The 21,390-nt window shown below is 48.2% G+C and carries 14 protein-coding genes, 1 pseudogene and 1 CRISPR repeat array; of the genes and pseudogenes, 6 read left to right on the top strand and 9 right to left on the bottom strand.

Annotation, left to right across the window (positions count from 1 at the left end; all coding sequences use genetic code 11):
- Positions 1-315: 315 nt before the first annotated feature.
- From cas8a1 to cas2, 5 genes are all read left to right on the top strand, one after another.
- Positions 316-1,857, top strand: a complete 1,542-nt coding sequence (cas8a1, locus tag H6F94_RS31450) for a type I-MYXAN CRISPR-associated Cas8a1/Cmx1 (protein ID WP_190806236.1) — start codon at positions 316-318, stop codon at positions 1,855-1,857.
- Positions 1,858-1,903: 46 nt separating this feature from the next.
- Positions 1,904-2,827 carry a type I-B CRISPR-associated protein Cas7/Cst2/DevR gene (gene cas7i / locus H6F94_RS31445; RefSeq protein WP_190806235.1) on the top strand — a complete coding sequence of 308 codons (924 nt, stop codon included), beginning with the start codon at positions 1,904-1,906 and terminating at the stop codon, positions 2,825-2,827.
- Positions 2,824-3,465, top strand: coding sequence for a type I-MYXAN CRISPR-associated protein Cas5/Cmx5/DevS (cas5, locus tag H6F94_RS31440; RefSeq protein ID WP_190806234.1), 642 nt, complete (start codon positions 2,824-2,826; stop codon positions 3,463-3,465). The genes cas7i and cas5 overlap by 4 nt, the downstream gene beginning before the upstream one ends.
- A 76-nt stretch (positions 3,466-3,541) precedes the next feature.
- On the top strand, positions 3,542-5,203 hold the full coding sequence (locus tag H6F94_RS31435) for a type I-MYXAN CRISPR-associated endonuclease Cas4/Cas1 (protein WP_190806233.1): 1,662 nt from the start codon (positions 3,542-3,544) through the stop codon (positions 5,201-5,203).
- An 8-nt stretch (positions 5,204-5,211) separates the two neighbouring features.
- On the top strand, positions 5,212-5,505 hold the full coding sequence (gene cas2, locus H6F94_RS31430) for a CRISPR-associated endonuclease Cas2 (RefSeq protein WP_190806232.1): 294 nt from the start codon (positions 5,212-5,214) through the stop codon (positions 5,503-5,505).
- A gap of 250 nt (positions 5,506-5,755) precedes the next feature.
- Positions 5,756-11,024: a CRISPR direct-repeat array (repeat unit 35 nt; unit sequence GTGAAAAACCTTTGATGCCGATAGGCGTTGAGCAC).
- A gap of 967 nt (positions 11,025-11,991) precedes the next feature.
- Here the strand turns inward: cas2 and H6F94_RS31425 are convergent.
- From H6F94_RS31425 to H6F94_RS31415, 3 genes are all read right to left on the bottom strand, one after another.
- Complete coding sequence (locus tag H6F94_RS31425; RefSeq protein WP_190806231.1) at positions 11,992-13,944, bottom strand: site-specific integrase; 1,953 nt, start codon at positions 13,942-13,944, stop codon at positions 11,992-11,994.
- 978 nt (positions 13,945-14,922) lie between these two features.
- The gene (locus H6F94_RS31420; RefSeq protein WP_190806230.1) at positions 14,923-15,288 is read right to left on the bottom strand and encodes a hypothetical protein; all 366 of its coding nucleotides are present in this window, start codon (positions 15,286-15,288) and stop codon (positions 14,923-14,925) included.
- A gap of 118 nt (positions 15,289-15,406) precedes the next feature.
- Entirely contained in the window at positions 15,407-15,559 is a 153-nt protein-coding gene (locus tag H6F94_RS31415) for a hypothetical protein (RefSeq protein ID WP_190806229.1), read from the bottom strand.
- A 772-nt stretch (positions 15,560-16,331) separates the two neighbouring features.
- Here H6F94_RS31415 and H6F94_RS31410 point away from each other — a divergent pair.
- Positions 16,332-17,405: a PDDEXK family nuclease gene (locus tag H6F94_RS31410; RefSeq protein WP_190806228.1), complete on the top strand. Its 1,074-nt coding sequence runs from the start codon at positions 16,332-16,334 to the stop codon at positions 17,403-17,405.
- A 213-nt stretch (positions 17,406-17,618) separates the two neighbouring features.
- Here H6F94_RS31410 and H6F94_RS31405 read toward each other — a convergent pair.
- The 6 genes and pseudogenes from H6F94_RS31405 to H6F94_RS31385 all read right to left on the bottom strand — a co-directional run.
- Positions 17,619-17,861, bottom strand: a pseudogene (locus H6F94_RS31405) (IS1/IS1595 family N-terminal zinc-binding domain-containing protein); the annotation flags it as partial.
- Between the two features lie 158 nt (positions 17,862-18,019).
- A complete protein-coding gene (locus H6F94_RS31400; RefSeq protein ID WP_190806226.1) occupies positions 18,020-18,562 on the bottom strand; it encodes an SHOCT domain-containing protein in 543 nt (180 codons plus the stop codon).
- A 45-nt stretch (positions 18,563-18,607) separates the two neighbouring features.
- Positions 18,608-19,144, bottom strand: a complete 537-nt coding sequence (locus H6F94_RS31395; RefSeq protein WP_190806225.1) for an SHOCT domain-containing protein — start codon at positions 19,142-19,144, stop codon at positions 18,608-18,610.
- Between the two features lie 385 nt (positions 19,145-19,529).
- Positions 19,530-19,919, bottom strand: a complete 390-nt coding sequence (locus H6F94_RS31915) for an IS4 family transposase (protein WP_313949412.1) — start codon at positions 19,917-19,919, stop codon at positions 19,530-19,532.
- Between the two features lie 102 nt (positions 19,920-20,021).
- Complete coding sequence (locus H6F94_RS31910; RefSeq protein WP_199320791.1) at positions 20,022-20,294, bottom strand: hypothetical protein; 273 nt, start codon at positions 20,292-20,294, stop codon at positions 20,022-20,024.
- A 108-nt stretch (positions 20,295-20,402) separates the two neighbouring features.
- A complete protein-coding gene (locus H6F94_RS31385; protein ID WP_190806224.1) occupies positions 20,403-20,936 on the bottom strand; it encodes a hypothetical protein in 534 nt (177 codons plus the stop codon).
- Positions 20,937-21,390: the final 454 nt, after the last annotated feature.

Raw genomic sequence — 21,390 nt, 5'->3', positions numbered from 1 at the left:
TAACGGCTTCGATCGCTTTGGTGCGTAGGTCATAACTGTAAGGCGCAGGCATGGGTGTATCTCAATGCTTCTCTCTCTAGAATAGCGTCCTAACGTGCGTGCGTAGGGCTATACAATAACCGTTTTGCTTAAAGAAGACAAGGCTAAAATACAAGCAGAAGCAGATCGGCGAGGTCACTCTTTCTTAAGAGAGGCGCAACGATGGTCAGTTCCTATCCGAATTCAAGAGGGCTTCCAAGAGTGGCCGAGGATCGGCTTTTATCCAGTTGTTGCTCCAGATAAAATCCGCTATGACAAAGAGGTAGGAGCAGAGCCATGCAGCTAGAATTTAGTCTAGGTCATCCTAGTTTTACCTTGCTACATCGGGCTGGCCTTGCTGGTTTGTGGATGACCTTAAAACAACTTGAGCAAGAGGGAATTCAAACTGAAAATTGTCCTGGCGAGCTAACCTGGCAAACCAACGATCCTCGTCGTGTCACTATGCAATGGAATGGAAGTGACCTAGAGGTATTGGATTGGTTATTGAAACAGGCATTTCAGGTTAGTCCTGAAGGACTGATTGCCTTAAGAGGCTTGGATTCCAAGACAATGCCTATCCAAACTCAGGTTACTGTTCATCAAGGAATGATGGGCACTTTCCTACAACATCCTAGTACACGTAAATCAACTGGAGTGATCTCAAAATCTTTCTCAATCGAGGAAGACAAACCAGAAATCGTTGTTACATATAATGCCTTAAAGAGCTACGTTTATCAAGGGTTTGCAAGCATTTTATGCGATAAGAAGGGCTACTTTCTCAACAAGCCAGTTAGTGTAGCTGGCTGGCTAAATCCTGGAGCGGTAGTAAGGCATGTTGCCTTCAGTGTTGAGACTAGCTTTGAAGAGCTTCCAGAGAATGCGTTTGTTCTTCTCTTTGCTCCTGTTGCTTGCTACTACTTTCTTTTAAGGTCTAAACTTCGGGATAAACGAGCTCAGTATGCTTTGGTTATTCCTGAAGTAACCAACTTAGAAATCTATGCCAAGTATCGGCAACAGCCCCAACTCAGGGGGGTAGGGTACAAAGATTTCTTTGCCTGTAGCTTAGGTGATGCTGGTTTAAGGTTTCTAGCCTACGAAACAGCAGCAGACACCGCTAAAACTCACAAGGTTGAACGCTGCCAAGTATTGACTCTAGGAACAGTTGCTTGGTCCACTCAACAGAAAACCCGTACAGACCTGCATGTTGTGGAAGCCGACACTCAAGTTCTCAAGAATTATCAAGCCTCTCGGGATTTCTTGAGCGACCGAGTAGTAGCTGGAAAGAATGGTGGTTTTGTTGCAAGTAGCTTGGCTAGAGAACTGATATCAGAGAACCTAGCCAGGAAACTGCCTTGGTACTCTGGTTTGTCAGACAGAGTCAATAGCAATGACTTGTTCAAACAGCTGACTTATGAAAGAGAAGGACTGTGCAATATGGTTCAAAAAGCCCAGTGGAATGCAGAATCTGAGAGGTTATTTGTTCAGGCCTGCCATGAGGCCATCAAGTTCACCTACGGGCAAATTTCGAGTCAGGCTAAGAAAAGAGGGGAGATTCCTAATTTCGACAGAGAAACTGTTCGTATTAGAACTGGTTTAAGCCGCTGTAAAAATGCTCAAACGTTCAGGGAGTTCATAACAGATTTCTGGTCAAGAGCGGGAAAAATTCCTACCTTACAGAGTCATTGGCTAGAGTTGATGGACCTAGTTACAGGACGTCGAGATTGGAAGATGGCGAGAGATCTGACTCTCCTAGCATTAGCAAGCTACAAGGGTAAAGGAATAACTGATTCAGACAGTGAGTTAGATGATGAAGAATACATGATTGATATCGACGCTTAGAATGAGCGCTGAAAGTTTTGTCTTAGCTATGTAAGGAGGTTCTGAAGTGGCTTTTCACTTGTTTGGCAATGTTTTGACAAGCTATGGCACGGCTGCTAATAATCGCGGTGAGAATGAGGGAAATATCACAACGCTACAAAAACTTCTGTGGAAGGGGGAAGTTCATTCTACTGTTTCAGCAGAAGCAATTCGTTGGGCGCTACGCTATTACTGGCAAACTGCGGGTGATAACTACAAAGTAAACCGGCGTTGGGATGACGATAAAAACGACAACGTTTGGGAGAACACTAATTTTAGCGACCAAGAATACATTGATGATGATGTTCTAGGCTTCATGCGAGCGGAGGGGGCGAAGGAGGAAGCCTCTGACGAACCTAAACAGAAGGGGAAGAAGGCTTCTAAAGGAACAACGACTGCGAAACGTGGGGTTCTAGAGGTGACCCGTGCTGTTTCAACGACTCCTTTCGTCGGAGATATCACCTTTAATGCCGCTAGTGGGCAGAAAGGACGGACTTCTCTTTACGGCACAGAGGTTCATGCAACACAGTATCAATATGGCTTTGCAATGACACCCGAGCGCCTCAAAGACCAGTCACGTGTCATCGCAGTTCTAGATGGCCTAACTGCTTTGGGAGGAGTGGCTGGTAATCACTCGCGCTTTCTATATGATTTCTCCCCAGAGAGCATTGTTTTGCGCTGGACTCAAGACTTCTCACCTAGATTCCTTTACTGCTTTGCAGCAGACGAAGGTGGAGAAATCTCAGCTCCAGAATTAGTACGCCGAGTTCAAAACGGTGATATCAATCCCAAAGAACTTTGGGTAGCAGGGTCAATTGCAAACTCTTCTGATGGAGAGGCTTTGGAAGAACTGGGGGCAAACGTCCTTACAGGAGTTAAAACTGCTGTGGATAATCTGAAACAGATCATCACTAGAGATCTACAACTGCCTCAACTGGAGCTGACAACATGAGGACTGATGGACAGCTTGCTTTGCAGGTCGAAGTGCCGATTGCTTGCTTCCGTCAGTCTCGGGCCAGAGAGTATGCAGAAACCTACTCAGTCCCACCCCCCTCAACCGTCTATGGCATGTTGCTCTCGATGGTGGGAGAGACAGATAGATATAAGCATCGGGGCACACAGCTAGCAATTGCCATGCTATCTGTGCCGGAGAAATCAACAGTAATTCGTACGTTCCGCCGCTTCAAAAAGAAGGATATCCACAACCCCAGCAATGCTCGTCCAGATTACCAAGAACTTCTAACTGGTTGTCAGTTTATAGTTCAGGTGACTGCGGGTAACGATGTCGCCAAGCCGACTCTAGTGGAACGCTTGCGTCTTGCCTTCGCAAACCCTGCGTCTATTAACCGTTTTGGTGGCCTGTGTCTAGGGGAGAGCCGAGATTTAGTCAATTCGATCACCCTGCTGCCTGAGAACTTTCAGGACGAATTGCTGCAGTGGTTAATCAGGGATGAGGACGGATTGCTTACCCTACCGATCTGGGTCGATCATGTCGGTTCAAGAGGCACTTGTTGGCAGAGATTTGACCTCCAGAAAGCCTGCTTAGGCCCAACACCTGAGCTAGCTTGGACTGAGATTCAGTCACCTTAGAATATCGAACCATTGATGTCGTAAGGCGTTGAACACTTAGCAGTGTTGAACCAATCCAACCTTACGGATTCTACTTATGCAAAATCTAAGTAGTCCTGCAATTCAGCAGGATACAGTTCGTGTTTCTGCACTCCATGCGCTTGCCTATTGCCCTCGGCTGTTCTATCTCGAAGAGGTTGAAGAACTTTACACACAAGATGCTGCTGTTTTTGCAGGGCGACGGTTACATGTAGAGATTGAAAAACAGGAAGAAGAAGAGTGGGAAGAACTATTCCTTGAAAGTAGCGAGCTTGGCCTTCGAGGCCGAGTGGATGCATTACGAACTCGGGATGGACAAACTATTCCTTACGAGCACAAACGAGGCCGAGCCTACCGAGATGAACAAAATCAGCCTCAGGCTTGGGAAAGTGACTGTATCCAAATTCTTGCCTATGCCTATCTGCTTGAATCGGCTCTGGGCATCTCAATCCAAGAAGGCAGAATTCGTTATCACGCTGATAATGTGCTGGTGCATGTACTCTTGGACGCTGCAGGCCGTGAGGCAGTACGCCAGGCAATTGCCCAGGCGAGGGAGTTGAGAGCATCACCCCATCGTCCCCCTGTTGCTGACAATGAGCGGCTATGTGCCCGTTGTTCTCTATCCCCAGTCTGTTTGCCTGAAGAAGCCCGCTTAGCTCATAACCATGAGTGGCAACCAATCCGGCTGTTTCCAGAGGATGACACCCGCCAGGTGGTTCACGTTCTAGAGCCTGGCACCAGCGTAGGCAGAACAGGGGAACAAATCAAAATTGCCCGTCGTGGTCAGCCAGTTGAGAAAATACCTGCCCGTCAAGTAGGACAGCTTGTCCTGCACAGCTTTGCCCAGATTTCTACTCAAGCACTGCATTTCTGCTCGGAGCAGGGAATTGGCGTGCACTTCATCTCTGGCGGCGGTCGTTACCTCGGCAGTTTCGATAATCGGCAGGGCAGCATTCAACGGCGCATTCGTCAGTATGCTGCTTTGAGTGATCCTGGGCAGTGTCTATCACTGGCACAGAAATTGGTGCTTTGTCGTGGACAAGGGCAGCGCAAGTTTTTGATGCGGGGCACGAGGGGCAGTGCTGAAGTTCCGGAAGCATTGCGGCAGGCCATCACCCAGATGAAGGCCACACCCAAACAAGTTTCCAAAGCCGAATCCCTAGACTCTCTGCTGGGTATTGAAGGTAATTTAGCTGCACTCTATTTCGGTGCTTTGCCTTACCTAATTGGCAAAGGTGTTGCACCAGAAATGCACTTCAATGGTCGCAACCGACGTCCTCCCAAGGATCGCTTTAATGCCCTACTGAGTTTTGGCTACGCTCTGCTACTTAAGGACGTGATGAACGCGATCCTAGCTGTTGGTCTAGAACCAGCCCTTGGCTTCTATCATCAGCCTCGCTCCCAAGCAGCTCCCCTTGCTCTCGATCTCATGGAGATATTCCGTGTGCCACTGGTGGACTTGCTAGTAGTAGGCTCAGTCAATCGAGGACAGTGGGACATCAAGACCGATTTTGAGATAAGGGGTGGGCAAGTCTGGCTGAGCCAGAGCGGGCGGCAGAAGCTTATCACCTTGTACGAGCGGCGCAAAGAGGAGAGCTGGAAACATCCTGTGACTGGCTACTCGCTGACTTATCGCCGTCTATTTGAGCTGGAAGTACGCCTTCTAGAAAAAGAGTGGATGGGAGAAGGTGGCTTGTTCGGTCAGTTAATTCTGCGCTGAGGACTACTATGGGGGAAGCGAAAAATTGGTATCTCGTTTGCTACGATATTCGCGAGCCAAAGCGCTGGCGGAAGGCTTACAAACTGCTTCAGGGCTACGGTGAGAGTTTGCAATTGTCAATCTTCCGCTGCTGGCTGAGCCAGCGGGACCGCGAGAAATTGCGCTGGGAGTTGGAGAAGGTCCTGGCAGCAGAAGATAGCTTGCTACTTGCTGGCCTGTGCAATCGCTGTGTCGAGAGGGTTCAGGTGTGCAATCACCCGGAAGCTTGGCCTGCCAGTAGTGAGGGATATCGGATTGTCTGATACAAGGATCTGTGGCTGTAAGGTCTGCCTCTGGTGCGTTTCCTGCTTCGAATCCAATCTAGGCCAGGCTTCGGCGGGCTTCTCTAGCTTCTGCAGATGCTTGCAACTACAGAAGCTCAGTCCGTACATGGCTTTCAGGCTCCGTCCTAAGGCAGCAACGTCTCAGCTTTGCTGTGATATTGCTGCCTTAGGACGGAGCCTTGAGAATTCGCTCCCCACCCCTTACAGAGCAAAGCTTTTAGCTCCCGCAGTGAAAAACCTTTGATGCCGATAGGCGTTGAGCACGAGCCAGTAGGAGCACCCCATCCCGATCCTCTACCATGTGAAAAACCTTTGATGCCGATAGGCGTTGAGCACTTGCTCGGATTGTTCGGGACTTGCGAAGTTTTGCAAGAGGTGAAAAACCTTTGATGCCGATAGGCGTTGAGCACATGGGTGTCGCACCAAGCCCGACTGAGTTGGATTGTGAAAAACCTTTGATGCCGATAGGCGTTGAGCACTTCGCTGCGACCAGTGAACTCGCCGCGACCAGTGAACGTGAAAAACCTTTGATGCCGATAGGCGTTGAGCACCAGTCGCAGGCGAGGCGCTAAGCATCAAAGACACGTGAAAAACCTTTGATGCCGATAGGCGTTGAGCACGCACTGAAGAACCAACGGCAGCCGCAGAATGGCAGTGAAAAACCTTTGATGCCGATAGGCGTTGAGCACTGGTGAATCCCTAAGCCGATTTTTACCCCTGTATTGTGAAAAACCTTTGATGCCGATAGGCGTTGAGCACGGAAACAACAAGGACTGCTGAATCGCAATTCAAACGTGAAAAACCTTTGATGCCGATAGGCGTTGAGCACCCCTCGCAGATAGAGTGCGCAATAAAGAGGCCCCGTGAAAAACCTTTGATGCCGATAGGCGTTGAGCACTTGAGAGTAGCGGGTAAAGTTCAGTTGCCATAAAGTGAAAAACCTTTGATGCCGATAGGCGTTGAGCACGAAGAACAGGCTGCATACAGACGAGCAGGGCATGGGTGAAAAACCTTTGATGCCGATAGGCGTTGAGCACAAATTTGATGGCTTAAGCGCTCTATCGGGCTTATGTGAAAAACCTTTGATGCCGATAGGCGTTGAGCACCAAATGCACACTGCGGCAGATATAGACTCAATCAGGTGAAAAACCTTTGATGCCGATAGGCGTTGAGCACCAGATGCTATCTCAAGGGCTTAAGCTTTTGAGTGAGGAGGTGAAAAACCTTTGATGCCGATAGGCGTTGAGCACCTGCTCTAGCTTCTAAGTCGCCAGCTATTAGCGATGTGAAAAACCTTTGATGCCGATAGGCGTTGAGCACCTATAACGGCAATCCTTCCGCCAGCTTAGGGATTATAGTGAAAAACCTTTGATGCCGATAGGCGTTGAGCACTTTCAGTTAACGATTTACTTGGTAGAAATGCAGGCGTGAAAAACCTTTGATGCCGATAGGCGTTGAGCACGATCCAAGCACGGGCGATTCCGTAGGCAGCAGTGGTGAAAAACCTTTGATGCCGATAGGCGTTGAGCACCCCTTTCCGACCTCACCGTCAGAGTGGAATCCCAGAGTGAAAAACCTTTGATGCCGATAGGCGTTGAGCACCTTAAGAGCAGAGTTTGCATGGTTGGATTGCAGGGTGAAAAACCTTTGATGCCGATAGGCGTTGAGCACGACCAATCCCCCTAGGCTGGGGTGAAATTACTTGCCGAGGTGAAAAACCTTTGATGCCGATAGGCGTTGAGCACATCGGGAAGCCGTTGCCCACTGAAGCAGTTGTAGGAGTGAAAAACCTTTGATGCCGATAGGCGTTGAGCACTCGGACATTTTTCACCCCAACGTTAAGCACGAGTGGTGAAAAACCTTTGATGCCGATAGGCGTTGAGCACGGAAGCTAAACACGGTCTGTAAGTCAGACATTCAGGGGGTGAAAAACCTTTGATGCCGATAGGCGTTGAGCACGGCGGATAAAGAGGACCATAGGCATCTGTCAATACCGGTGAAAAACCTTTGATGCCGATAGGCGTTGAGCACTCATCATAGGTTTAAGCTCGCAAAGCTACGCCCCCCAGTGAAAAACCTTTGATGCCGATAGGCGTTGAGCACTCGAAGTGGTCTTCGTTGACCTCGTTGCAGCCCTGAGTGAAAAACCTTTGATGCCGATAGGCGTTGAGCACCAGACCATGATCTTTGGGAAGACATCCTCTCTGAGTGTGAAAAACCTTTGATGCCGATAGGCGTTGAGCACAGCTTCAGAATTCTCAACGAAACACCGGAAAGCTATAACGAGTGAAAAACCTTTGATGCCGATAGGCGTTGAGCACATCCAGAATTTGAGGATGATGAACCGCCAGACCTGGTGAAAAACCTTTGATGCCGATAGGCGTTGAGCACTAGATCTCAGCGTTCTCTGTCTCTCGACCTCGTAAGTGAAAAACCTTTGATGCCGATAGGCGTTGAGCACATACCGGGATTGTAATCACGGGGATTGATAAATAGTGAAAAACCTTTGATGCCGATAGGCGTTGAGCACGAGAATGTAGGCGGCGGACAAGTTTATAGAGAATTGTGAAAAACCTTTGATGCCGATAGGCGTTGAGCACAGGAGCCATAAAACTCCAAACCTAAGTCAAACTCGTGAAAAACCTTTGATGCCGATAGGCGTTGAGCACTTGGCGGCATTACCGGGAACCGCGGCTGTAGTGTGTGTGAAAAACCTTTGATGCCGATAGGCGTTGAGCACTACCTGCCATTATTTGGAGGCAACTGACGCTGCTTGTGAAAAACCTTTGATGCCGATAGGCGTTGAGCACACCAGGGACCGATACAGGCGATTGAGTTTCAAGCAGTGAAAAACCTTTGATGCCGATAGGCGTTGAGCACTCACATCATATTCCAGCCTGAAGCCACCGTTATAGGTGAAAAACCTTTGATGCCGATAGGCGTTGAGCACCACAAGATAGTGGCGGTTTAATGCAATTACCACAGGTGGAAAACCTTTGATGCCGATAGGCGTTGAGCACATCGTCAACTGCATGATTGGCTGATGCACCTTAAAAAGTGAAAAACCTTTGATGCCGATAGGCGTTGAGCACTTCACTGTGCCTGTGTAGATCTGAAAGCGCAAGCCGGTGAAAAACCTTTGATGCCGATAGGCGTTGAGCACATCAGTGTGGAAGATAGGAAGCTTCCTATTAATTGTGAAAAACCTTTGATGCCGATAGGCGTTGAGCACCAGAGAAACTAGGGAAATGGGGTGAAGAAAACTCGCAGGTGAAAAACCTTTGATGCCGATAGGCGTTGAGCACGCGAGACTCAGTTATTAGTACAAGCGGATATCCTGCGTGAAAAACCTTTGATGCCGATAGGCGTTGAGCACGTCATCGTCTCTGGTGGCCCATTGAAGTAAGGAGCGTGAAAAACCTTTGATGCCGATAGGCGTTGAGCACCCTACTACGACGAAATGCTTCCCGGCAACATGCTGAGTGAAAAACCTTTGATGCCGATAGGCGTTGAGCACCGCTGGAATCATGGTCCTCAACGATGGGGTGATCAGTGAAAAACCTTTGATGCCGATAGGCGTTGAGCACGCATCTCTGCCAGGAACGCCGAACAGATAGCGAGGGTGAAAAACCTTTGATGCCGATAGGCGTTGAGCACATAAGTCGCTCAGAGACAAGCTTGCCTAATGCCCGATAGGTGAAAAACCTTTGATGCCGATAGGCGTTGAGCACCTCATAAAGCCTTTGCCGACAAAATCAACGCAGAGGTGAAAAACCTTTGATGCCGATAGGCGTTGAGCACTCTCCCCATTTGCTCAGTAGCTCCATCTTCCATCCGTGAAAAACCTTTGATGCCGATAGGCGTTGAGCACCTTAAACCCCGCTCACCCCTCCGCAAACTGCTCAAGTGAAAAACCTTTGATGCCGATAGGCGTTGAGCACCAATTTCACCAATCATGACCAACCACCTCCATACATGTGAAAAACCTTTGATGCCGATAGGCGTTGAGCACAACCATTTTCGAGAGCCAGCCATGCAGATTCCTCCTGGTGAAAAACCTTTGATGCCGATAGGCGTTGAGCACAAATCAATGCTGCCAGAAGCGACCGCAAAAGCACCGTGAAAAACCTTTGATGCCGATAGGCGTTGAGCACATCGACTCACTGACCAGCGCTAACCGGCACGGCACGTGAAAAACCTTTGATGCCGATAGGCGTTGAGCACCTTGAACTCCGCAAACTAGGATGCAGAATTGAGCGGTGAAAAACCTTTGATGCCAATAGGCGTTGAGCACCAGCACGGGCAGACTGACGGGGTATGGTGCCCTATGAGAAAAACCTTTGATGCCAATAGGCGTTGAGCACCAGCACGGGCAGACTGACGGGGTATGGTGCCCTATGAGAAAAACCTTTGATGCCGATAGGCGTTGAGCACGTCAGCACAAAGATTGCTTCGGGCTCAGTCAGAACCGGTGAAAGACCTTTGATGCCGACAGGCGTTGAGCACACCCAAGGCGCGTAAAAGGCGATGTGGCCGAATTGATCAGGGAAAGACCTCTGATGCCGACAGGCGTTGAGCACATTTGACTAGTGGTTTTGCCGCCATCAACCAATTCGTGAAAGACCTTTGACGCCGACAGGCGTTGAGCACTACTGGTCAAACGTCGGGAATTGCCTCTCCTTCCTCGTGAAAGACCTTTGATGCCGACAGGCGTTGAGCACGAGACGGAAATGCAACCTCAAGACTGGATTCAGCAAGTGAAAGACCTTTGATGCCGACAGGCGTTGAGCACGTCACAGAAAGGCTCAATCATGCCTTCCTCTGTGGGTGAAAGACCTTTGACGCCGACAGGCGTTGAGCACACCACTAAGCCCCTGATCAAGTTTGTGTTGCCCCGTGTGAAAGACCTTTGATGCCGATAGGCGTTGAGCACGGAATAACGCCATTCACCAGAGCCTGAGCCCGTTGTGAAAGACCTTTGATGCCGATAGGCGTTGAGCACCGCCACTGAGTAACATCTGCGATCAAGCTCACACTTTGTGAAAAACCTTTGATGCCGACAGGCGTTGAGCACATCGCTTCAGCGAAAAGTATTTAGTCGCTATGGGTGGTGAAAAACCTTTGATGCCGACAGGCGTTGAGCACTCCAGCAGCCCGCACAGCAGCAACAGTGACAGGGAGTGAAAAACCTTTGATGCCGATAGGCGTTGAGCACCATCGGCGGCAAAGAAATGGCGGCTAGAGGCGATTTGTGAAAAACCTTTGATGCCGATAGGCGTTGAGCACACCCAGTAGGTTGCCGAGCCCGCAAAGGCCAAAGTGTGAAAAACCTTTGATGCCGATAGGCGTTGAGCACTTTAAAGGGATTCGGGGAAGATAGTCCGTGTTACGAAGTGAAAAACCTTTGATGCCGATAGGCGTTGAGCACTTCTCCTTTAATGCGCCTCCACCCAAGGCTGAGCCGTGTAAAACCTTTGATGCCGATAGGCGTTGAGCACTTGATCCGGATCCGCTTACCAACACTTCTCTATCGTGAACAACCTTTGGTTCGATAGAAGTTTGCAGTGCCCTTTTGAAGACAGAAGCTGCGGTATTTTGCTCAATCTTCAGGGGTGGCTCAAGCGGAAATCGTACAAGTTAGGCAACGAGTTGAGACCCAAGCACAATTACAAATTACTCAAGTTGCTGGGTTAGGAAGAATGGGACAGCACCGTTCCTCAGATGCCCAGCATAGAGCGGAGGCTTGGCTTGCTTATGAGCGGGAGGTGGACCCGAACGCGGGCGTTATCCAATGGGTAGCGCAGGCCAAGCCAGGTGATTTAACTCATTTTGGAACAGGGCGAGACAGCAATGATCTTCAGACCTGTCCTACGCTCTTGATTCTGGGTTGTCCTTGCAAGTGACTCTCAGCGCTCAAAGCGGAGTTCACAGTTCTCTACGGGCGTGCTCCAACTGAAGGTGAAATCTATACAGAATACGAGGTACTGTTCGAGGGTGGAGAGTTTGATACAGAGTGGGTAAAAGAGTCAGCAGACCCAGAGTTTGCGGCTTTCGTACGCCGACATATCCTAGCCGAGATTCACCAGGAGATTGGGAGGTTGCGGAGTTCTTGGCGAGCGGGAGAGACGTTGCAGATCAAGCTAAGTTTTGATTATCCCATTGATCTTCCTGTAAAACGGATTAACGCCAGTGACCTCACTCCAGAAGCCGCACCTCGGAATGAATGGAACCTCATCTGCACGTTAGCGGCTGTGAGAGCTGCAGAGCAAGATCTGGAAGCCCAGAGCAAAAGGTCACATAGAAGGCCATTGCTGCAAAGCTGGGTATATCTCAAGGTTATGTGAGTAAAGTCCGAAAAAATTCCTGGCCTCTATATAGTTATTAGAGCATTCAGGAATATTCTGGGAGGTTTCTCAAGCATTAGAGGGGCCTCTCGATCTTCCCTAAAAGCAGCTTCCACCCCAGTCACTCTCCCTCAAAGCTGGGCTCTTTCTGAAGCAGTTCGATACCCAGCCGAGAGCGCTCCCATGCTTTTGCTTTGGTGTACTTATCCCGGTGAGTTTTCAGGCTGTGCCTCATACCACTGCATAAAGAGCGCTGTTCTGCATCCGAGGCCTTATCGTTGTAGTAGCTGGCACAGATGTTGCGGATTAAATGGGGGTTGAGCTTCTTACCGGTTTTGTTGAACGCGCTTCTTTGAAAAATGCCTGTCACACCATTGACTTGCATCTGCTTTCCTGTTAGTTGCGGAAAGACAAAATCACTAGGAGGAAAAGCCTCTCGCCATCCATGCCAATTCCCCTCGCCATCTTGATACCCTCTGTACAACCACTCATCTAAAGCACTGCCCAAGATGGGCGGCAATTCATCTTGCTGTAACTTGGTACGAATCTTAGAGTCCTGGACTTCTAGGTAGGTGAACCATTTCGCCCCTTCGTCATTGATATATCTTCTAGCCTCAGGGCTCCAGGTCGCTGGCGTGAAGATCCCTGACTTAATCCAGCCTCTTCTAAGCGTTCTTCCTACTTGTAGCTCGCGCAGGGTTCTCTGTCTATCAGGCGGCAGATAGCGCAGCCAGGCCAACATCAAGTAGCGACGATAGCTTCTTGCAATCGAGCGCACACTCCGTTTCTTACCCCCGATGTAAAACTTTGCACACTCCTGCTTGAGGGTTTGGACAAGTGCACAGAATTCGGGCCAAGAAAGCCACTTCTTAGATTCATCACTAGTAGCCGTCCACTCCTTCACTCTTTTGGCAGTCTTGCGTCTCTCCCGCCGCAGTTCCTTGATGACTGGAATATTAGCGTAATCCTCTTCCGCTTCGATTTCATTGCGATAAAGATACTTGGCAACAGTGAGCAGAGCATCAAGGATTAAAGCTTCCGTACCTGGAGCGATGGGATGGCCCTGCTCATCCAGAACCTCATCTGGCTTATCAGTCGGGTTATGTTGCCACCTCAGCCAATGAATATAGGCAGAAGCTAAAGCAGAGGTCTTCCTGGCAGCCTGGAACGCCTTTTCCTGAACTTCCTTGCGCTGCACACGTTCCAAATCCTCTACGCCTTTGATAGACACCAGAGGCATGAGTAATTCAAGACATAACTGTTCAGTCGGCACGGGAGGATAGGCTTTAGCCATGTCTCGAAGCCATCTGGGGATGGGCAGACCTCGTTTAGCCTCTGAGGAGAGGCTAGTGTCTAACGATTTTGCCTTGTCAATTCTCAGCCAACCTAGAAGCCTATAGACACCTTCAAGCCTGATTCTCAACGTAGCCTTGCTGACCGTTTGCTCAATAGGTCTAGCTTGCGGATAATACGAATCGTGCCAAAAGCTATAGAAATCGCTTAACTGTAATTCTAGTTTGGATTCCCGTTCCTCGGTACTGGTAGCTAGTGCAGAATCTTCATCCACCCTGCCATCTATTGCCCCTGCCATAGCTGGTCTGTAGCTATAGGGTTCTAGTATCTTCTTCTTGGTCAGGCGATTCTCTGGCCTCCAGCAGCCCGGTTTGCCTTTTAGCCTCGGGGCACAAACCTTGGGTAACCGTGTAGAGCTTTTGGCAACGGGAGCAGTGGTAAACCAGCCTTTGTTCTCGCAAGCTTGCAAGAACTTCTTGAGATGGTGCTTATATTGCCGACGACTACCAGGAGAGGTACCAAGCTTCTCGAAGATCTCAGACTGCCACCGTTCTACTTTGTCAAGGTTTTGTAGATCATCTAGACTAACTTGGTGCGCAAACTCCAGGCCTAGTTCAATCTCTTGATGTGTGAGGCTCTTGCCAGTTTGAGGCAGAAGTGCGTTCCAATGAGGTAGTAAATAGCGAATCACAGAGGTGTGAAGCTTCGCAATATCACTTTTACTCAGGCCCTGCGCATATAACAATAGCGCAGCTCCGAGAGACTGGGAAGATGAAGCCATAGGGAATAAGTCCGAGACTTAGTGACTGCTCAATTTTAAACAATTGAGTGCTACCAATATAACACTTTCTTATCTAGACGAAAAGACATTGCAAATTAGTTAGCTTTATAACTCACATCGTTATAAAGCTAGAACCCTCACAGAACAGCTGTTTCGGTTTATTTATCTGTTACATGCCTCTAAAAAGCGTGTTATACACCGTTATATGGAAAGTTCTTGCAAATGAACTTTTTGATATCGCTCCTAACAGTTCTCTAAGGTGGGAAAGCTAACGCCATTCTTTCATGCTATCTAGAGTTCAAAATCTTCTAAAGCTCGCGAAACCTACAAATAATCGAGGATTTAAGTAAGGCCCGATAGCAGTGGGGGGTGCCCGGTCCAAAAACGCCACAAATATAGCCAATGCACGAGACGCTAGAGTCATAGTCTGGGAATTCAACCCTTGTGAAGTCCTCTGGTTACATTGCGATGAAGCAATGAAGCCCTGCATCTTGAGTCCTAACAAGCCTCAGGAAGCCAATGAACTTCCTGGGGCTTGTTAGTGTCTAGCGGTTCCAGTCTTCTGGGTGATCGGCGATTGAGCAGTCTGGTTTGAGCAGCCACTTGGCTGGGGCTGCTTTCCAAAAGTATTGAAGCTGATCTCGGAAGTCAGGGTTTCAACAGGAGATGACGGGCCAATACATCTGGCACTCAAGCACTTAGCAAGTCCCTGCCCATCAAGGTCTTGCCCTGCGGGTGCTCCGCTCCGCTCGCAGCCTTGACTCGACCTCAAGATCTTGCACCAGTTCTCAACAAAAAGCTCCCCACGACATCCAGGGGAGCTGAACTGGTCGTTTTTGTGCCAAATGGCCCTCTCCAGGTTTCCCCTCGGGCTGGAGGTTTCAACAAGAAAGCCCCTGCCGTGGGGCGGGGGCTCTATGTCTGAGGAAATCGTCAAAGTCGTGGCACAGCGCGGCACTGGCGATTACCTGTTGTTGCTTAAGCGGTCAGCATGTGGGTTTCTACTTGGGCGGGAATCGCAGCTGTCTCAAACCGTTCCCGCAGCTTCTCAGGAATCGCGGCTTGCAGGTTGCGCACATCGTACTGGCTATCGGACGGGCTGATCACGCCAGCGGAAGCGGTCAGTAGGCGGTCCCGCAGTTGTTGGGGAATCTCAGCCGTCAGCAGATGGTTACGGACTTGAGCCGGAATCTCTGCCGTCAGCATGTGGTCCCGCACTTGGGTTGGGATGGCGGCAGTTTCAAAGTGCTCCCGAATTTTTTCGGGGATGGCCGCTTGAGCAGCAGAAGCTAAACCGAGCGTGAAGAGGGTAGCTAGAGCGGCGTTGCGAAGAGTGCTTTTCATTTCCTTTGCCTCAGACTGTTTGGACTCGAACTCTCGATGTCTTTAATGTAAACCCTAACAGTTTGTATATCAACAGTCTGAGCTGAAGATCTTTGAGGGGAGGCTGGTGGCTCCTGCCTCAACTGCCTTGGCTCAGGCAAGAGCCAAGGAGAACTCCGAAAAGTGCCTGTACATAGTCATGCAGTAGGGCACTTGCCAGAACTGGGTTGAATTGAGCCAGTAACAGCAGCTCTCCTAGAATCAGCAGACTCAAGATTGCGATTCGCTTCATCGGTTTCGAAAGTGGGAGGGAAAGACTGTGACCTCCCATCTCCTAAACCCTTGTCCAAACGACCCATCGCCCTCGCTAGCTACACACCAGCACCCCATTCGGAGCTGGATAGGCTTCGCCCGTGGGCGAGCTAGAAGATCAATTCCTAGAACATAGGGCTGGAAGTCTCAGCGAGCAGTTGGGACAATGCCTTGCAGGCAAGAGCTCAGAGCCTTGCTCGTCGTCAATGCCATGCTCCTAGGAGGCGCTCTGAGATGCCCTTATCCACTCTATGTAACTGCTAAGGGTGAAAGCGAACGCCACTCTGCTTGAACAGTCAAAGGTCATGCCCCCGTCCTCAACCATAGGTAGTGCAAACAATCAGACTGCTCTCCTGCCCAACTACCAGTTGCACTTTCTATGTGTGCCGTTTCCGTTTGCCAATCTGGTAACAGCACTGTTTTTTGAGTGCTCAATCAGTGTTTTCATCACATGCATGACTACATTACACTCATAGATTGAGAACTGCAGTTGCTTCTTGTCTAGCAAGTGGAAGAGCCTGCACTTGATGAGCAGTTTCTCCACCTTCTGTACAGCCCGACAGACTGTTACTTTGCTTTCAGGCGATGTGAAACTGGGTATGGCATTCCCGCTAATATATGGGAACGACCAACAGTTAGTCCTCAACCCCAAGCTTGTAAGCCAAGCTTGCTAACTGGGCAACTCATTGAGTACCCCTTTCTCTATCAAATCTGAACGAGTAGAATTGACCAGACTTTAAGTACATGACTCTATGAACCACGATCTACCTAACGCGACAGGAGTAAGATTTTTCTTCGAAAGTGAAGAAGCATTGGAAGATTTTGTCTGGGAGAATTTAGGAGAAATACTGAATTTAAATCCAATAAAGCGTCAACACTTCACGGACAAGCAGGTATGTGACCTCCTCGCAGTGAATGAGAATCAACAGTTAACTATTATTGAACTTAAGAACTCTGAAGATCGATATATCGTTCAACAGTTGACTAGGTACTATGATGCTCTGTTAGAGGAGAGGCCTTTCTCTGAGAAAATTGACTACAACCGATCTATTCGCCTGGTAGCTATCTCCCCCTGTTTTCATAAGCATAACTTTGTAGATAGAAAGCATCATGCTTTACCTTTCGAATTCTTCTCTTTTGAAATTACTAGAATTGACGACGGACTCTATTTTGAGCTTAAGAACGTAGACAACGGCCAGGTTATCAAGGTCAGGATTCCTGGCCAACTGGAAGGCAGCAAAGTGTTTTCTACAGTGTCTGAGCCTATCCCTAACCTAAAAGCTCCCCACCCCAAGCCGCTACAGAAATTTTTGGAGGAAATAAGCAAAGAGGAGCAAGAGAAAATCTTGTACATCAGAGACAAGATGCTTAGTTTCAATGAGCAGATGAAGGAAATCACAGAAGGAACAACAATTCTTTACGGGCTGAAAAAAGGCCAGAATGATATTTATAGAAGTAGTATTTGTGGCGAACTGTTTACTCGGAATTTTAAGGATTGGAGCGAAAAAGGTTTGGCTTTATGGCTTCCTTATCCAAAATTAACAGGCGGAGGAATGAGTTTTTGCAAACCTCTTGTAAAAAATACCGTTAGAATAAAGGTCGAAACTAGCGACTGGGAGAATATTATTAGACTCTCGATTATAAAATCCAGACGCCATTGGGGCGCAGTAAATTCTCACACTCCTCAAGAATATATGAGAATACATACAGCCTTAACAGGAAGCACAAAAGCTATAAGTACCCTGAATGACCTACTGGAGGTGACCCTGAAGAATTGGCAAGAAGAAATCTCTAGCAATAACAAACCTCTTATGAAGAAGATTTGAGTAGCTGACTCTATCAAATGCTTGAGCTAGGGTGCTCATAGACATTGCTTGACTAGCTCCTACATATACCCGCTTGCTCGAAACCATCTTTCTAATCGGTAGTGCATCAGATTGTTGTGGGATAGGTAGCAATATCACGCCAATTCCAGGGTTGAAGGGCTAATCCTGCCGTTGTACGGCTGTCGTCTTCAAGCGACTATGCTGCCATATCCAAATGCCCACGACCGTGTTGTAAGCAAGTCTAGTTGTTCGACTAATATCTCTTAGGCTACTTCCCTTACTATACGCTTGTAGAACTTGTCTAACTTGTTCGTAACTGATCTGGCGACGGTAATACAGACTGTCAAAAAATTCTGAGAAGGTTTGATAGCAAGCGGGGCACAGATATCGCTGATGACCGTTGGGCAGCTTGCCATGTTTATGAGCTTTAGCGTGACCGCACAGGGGACAGCTCATATCAGTGTCTCAGGGACTAGATTATCCCTTCACTTTACTAATTCCGCATTGGATTAACGCACTACCAAAAAAGCCGCCTACTAAAGGCGGCTCATTCTGCAAACATTCAACAGTCAGAAACCTGACATTACCTTGATGACTTTTCAGACATTTTTTTGTTACTCAAGCATTGCTTTTCTTCTCAGATATTCATCTCGGCTAATCAAACTTCGCTCAAAGGCAATCTTTAAGTTATAAAGCTTTTCAAAGTTATCGACACGCTTGTTCAATTTAGCTTCTGTAACTTCAAATTCTTCTAGGTCAATTACTCCCATATCTTTGAGTTCTTGGAGTTTGTGCACTTCATCCTGAACTTGCTTCTTGGCTATAATTAGTTCTTGCGCTTTCAGTTGATCGGCTTGCTTAGCTTTGATTTCTTTAATGACTTCCAAAAGTTGCTGTCGCTCCCAATCTAGTTCCTTGATAGGAATAAATAAAGGCATCAGAAACTCTTGATTAACAGGCTCAGTTTTTCGTAGAGAATCAGCAACTGTTTGCCCTAGTAGGGTATATCTTTTCTCGATTTTGAGATCAATTTCCTTGATTTTGACCTCTAAATTAGAAAGTTCTTCATTTCTTTGGGCTTCGGCTGAGGTTTGAGTTGAGACTTCCGAAAATCCTTCATTAATTGCTCGACCTAGATTACCGAGAAACTTATTCATGACTAGTAGCTCCTTTTAGATTAACAATGTCTCAACAACTTGGAATCACAGAGATTCCAGAATTATTTGTTTTTGTTGCTTGAATTCTTCTTCAGAAATTTCACTGGCTTCATATTTTTCCCTGAGGTGCTTCAGCCGGTTTATAGCTTCTTGATTTGTTCTGACTCCAGTGAAATCTTTTTCGGATTTATGGAAGCTAGAAGCTGAAGCGGCTATGTTTTTTTCTTGTAGCCGTTGACGAGCTTTGTTAACTGCCATTACTTGTTCGGCTGCTATAGCTCCAGCTCCTATCAGACCCAGAGAATTGTCAAAACTTTTTGAACTTTCTTCTGCTTCCGTCACTGAGTAAAACATGAAGCTTACAGCACAAAAGTAGCCTAGAATCTTAAGCGAATTGATCCCTCTATTTAAGTAAATGAGCCCAGCCAGGGGAAAAATGAAGCTCAAAATTCCAGCTGTAGCAGCATTTTTTGAAGCCAGTTCTTCAGTTCGTACTATATCTCTATTGGTGGGAATAAGAGGGTTCCAAGGGTTTACAGTAGTATTGCTTTCTGGGCTGTTTGCTAATATTTCTTTGTTCATTGCCTGTATTCCCTAGCTGCTATAGTTCTGAATATAACGGCTGAGGAAAGCGTAGGTAATTAATGAATTCACTGATTTTTTTTTAGACTTATAATTTAATCCAGTATTTTCACGGTTCACTATGCAGATAGCTCGCAAACTTCACAGAATGTGCTTGAAAAGTTAACAGGTAGCGATGGAGGCAGTAATGTGTTTGGCTTCGCTCAAGGGATAGGGAGCCGGGCTCTCTTGTCTGTTTGGCTCCCCGACGCGGGGGCTAAGCATTACCCATAAGTGTTGAATCAGGTGGAGAGGCAGAGCTAGGGCGTAAGAGTTGCCAAGTGGCGGCAATATCATGGAGCCTTCGTAAGCCTCGCCAAATCGTTTTGACGCCCGGTTCCCCATCCTATTTACGACCTAAAAAACTGCCCAGTTGAGCCAGCCAAGCGACTGCCTGATACAAAGTTGGGGCGCTCTGAGGCAGTGTGGTCGTTTGGTGAATCGTGCCATAGAGGGCTTGCCATTCATGGCCCTTCAACACAGCATCACAAGTGGTCTCTGGCTGCTGCCGCGCTTGGTAGGTTAACCACAACAACCGCCAAGCCACAATACAGTAAGTGGTTAAAGCCCGCTCCAAGTGCTCCGCCGTCTCCAACTGCAGCTTCTCGAGTTGACAGCCGCTTTTGAGGACATAGTGGTAGCGCTCAATCAGCCAGCGCAAGCGGTACCAGCGCACACACTGTACGGCTTCTGCCAAGGAGTGGACCGGCAAGGTCGTCACCAGTAACCAACGGATGGGGGTAACGTCTGGCGATAGACTCCTCCTCGGCTAAGACTACCTGCAAGCGAACCGGGGACAGGGTCGAGGGCTGCCGATGGTGGCGAGGCGGCTGAATGCTCAAGCTGACAAGCGCAGGCTGAGCTTGGCCTGACGCTCCGGTCGCTGCTCCTGACGCGGCACGGCTACGCTTATCTCCCCCGACACTGGCGTTTGCTCCAGACTTTGGTGCAGATATCGCGCTTCGTGGTCCACTCGCCGATTGTGAGTCACCCGAATCAGCAGATGTGACGCCGGGCGTCGAGGCAGGGCAAACAAGTCATAAATGTCTGCTTCACGGTCCGCTACCGGGTAGTCTTTTAGAGATCTGGGTTTACCTATCCCTTTTGCCAACCTTAGTTACCAAGAGCAAGATCCATAGCTTGACGTTGGTCAAATGCCAAACAGGTGAGCGCTCTCTGGCAGACCCTTCGGCAGCTTATATAGTTCGATCACTTGTTGCTATGGAGAACAGATCCGCCATTCTCCATCTTCCATCTCAAGTTGATAAAGTTCATTGTCTCCAAGAACCTCCTGGTAGCTACCAAAGAGAAGATTGACGATGAAGTATCCCCTAAGTTGAACTGTTACAGAGTTGCCGTTGTTCTTAGCTTCACTTATTTGATACTCAACGTGGTTCAAATCGATTGACAGAACTTTAGAGCCGTCTGGACCCATGTTCTTGGCCCAACTCAAGATAAAATACAGAAGCTTTAGCTGCTCTGCTTCACCAGTGTTCTTAATAAAGTCTGAACGAATCTTCTGGCAGACTAGATTAGTTGCTTGAGCTAGATCAGCGTTTGCTATGGCCTGAGTAAAAAGCTGCGCTACATCCTCAGGCCTTTGCCAATGCTTGTCTCTGTACGACAAGGGGATAGCTTTCCAGTTTAGGCTTTTTGAGATCTCAGAATCCAATCCGGGGGGTTTACTAATAAAAGCGGCTGCCACTATGACGAATACACCTAACGTAGCAGCACGCTTAGCTGTTAGTCTCATGGCTCAAACCGTTTCCTCTCAACTAGGTTTTCAGAGTTAATCAGGCAAGAATTTAGTGAAGCCTTTGGAAGACGATTGAGAAAAATTAGCAAAATGGTGCCGCTCGCGAAAATTGTGCTGACCACGACTCCCAGACTCACTATGGAAGTCAGCAATATAAGTAGAATTCTTTTTGTCTTTCCCTCATTTTTGTTTCTGTACGCATAGCAAGCTAAGCATGATGCTAGAAGTAAGCCTGATATACTTCCTAAGAAGATTCCCGAGATAGACGAACTGCTGAGTACAAAGGCTTGAACTATCTCTGCACTTTGCTTTAGTCCTATTCGCGTTCCTCGCCTCAGGCCCTCTCGGTAACCCTCTATTTTTCCTTCTGTAAATCCTTGGTTCCTACCAGTATTCAATCCTTGATGGAATCCTGCTGTTTCTCCCCGGCTGTATCCTACCCTCCATGCGT

Source organism: Leptolyngbya sp. FACHB-261, from assembly GCF_014696065.1.
GTDB lineage: Bacteria > Cyanobacteriota > Cyanobacteriia > FACHB-261 > FACHB-261 > FACHB-261.
Note: the sequence above shows the minus strand (reverse complement) of the source record. Positions and strands in the feature narration are given on the sequence as shown.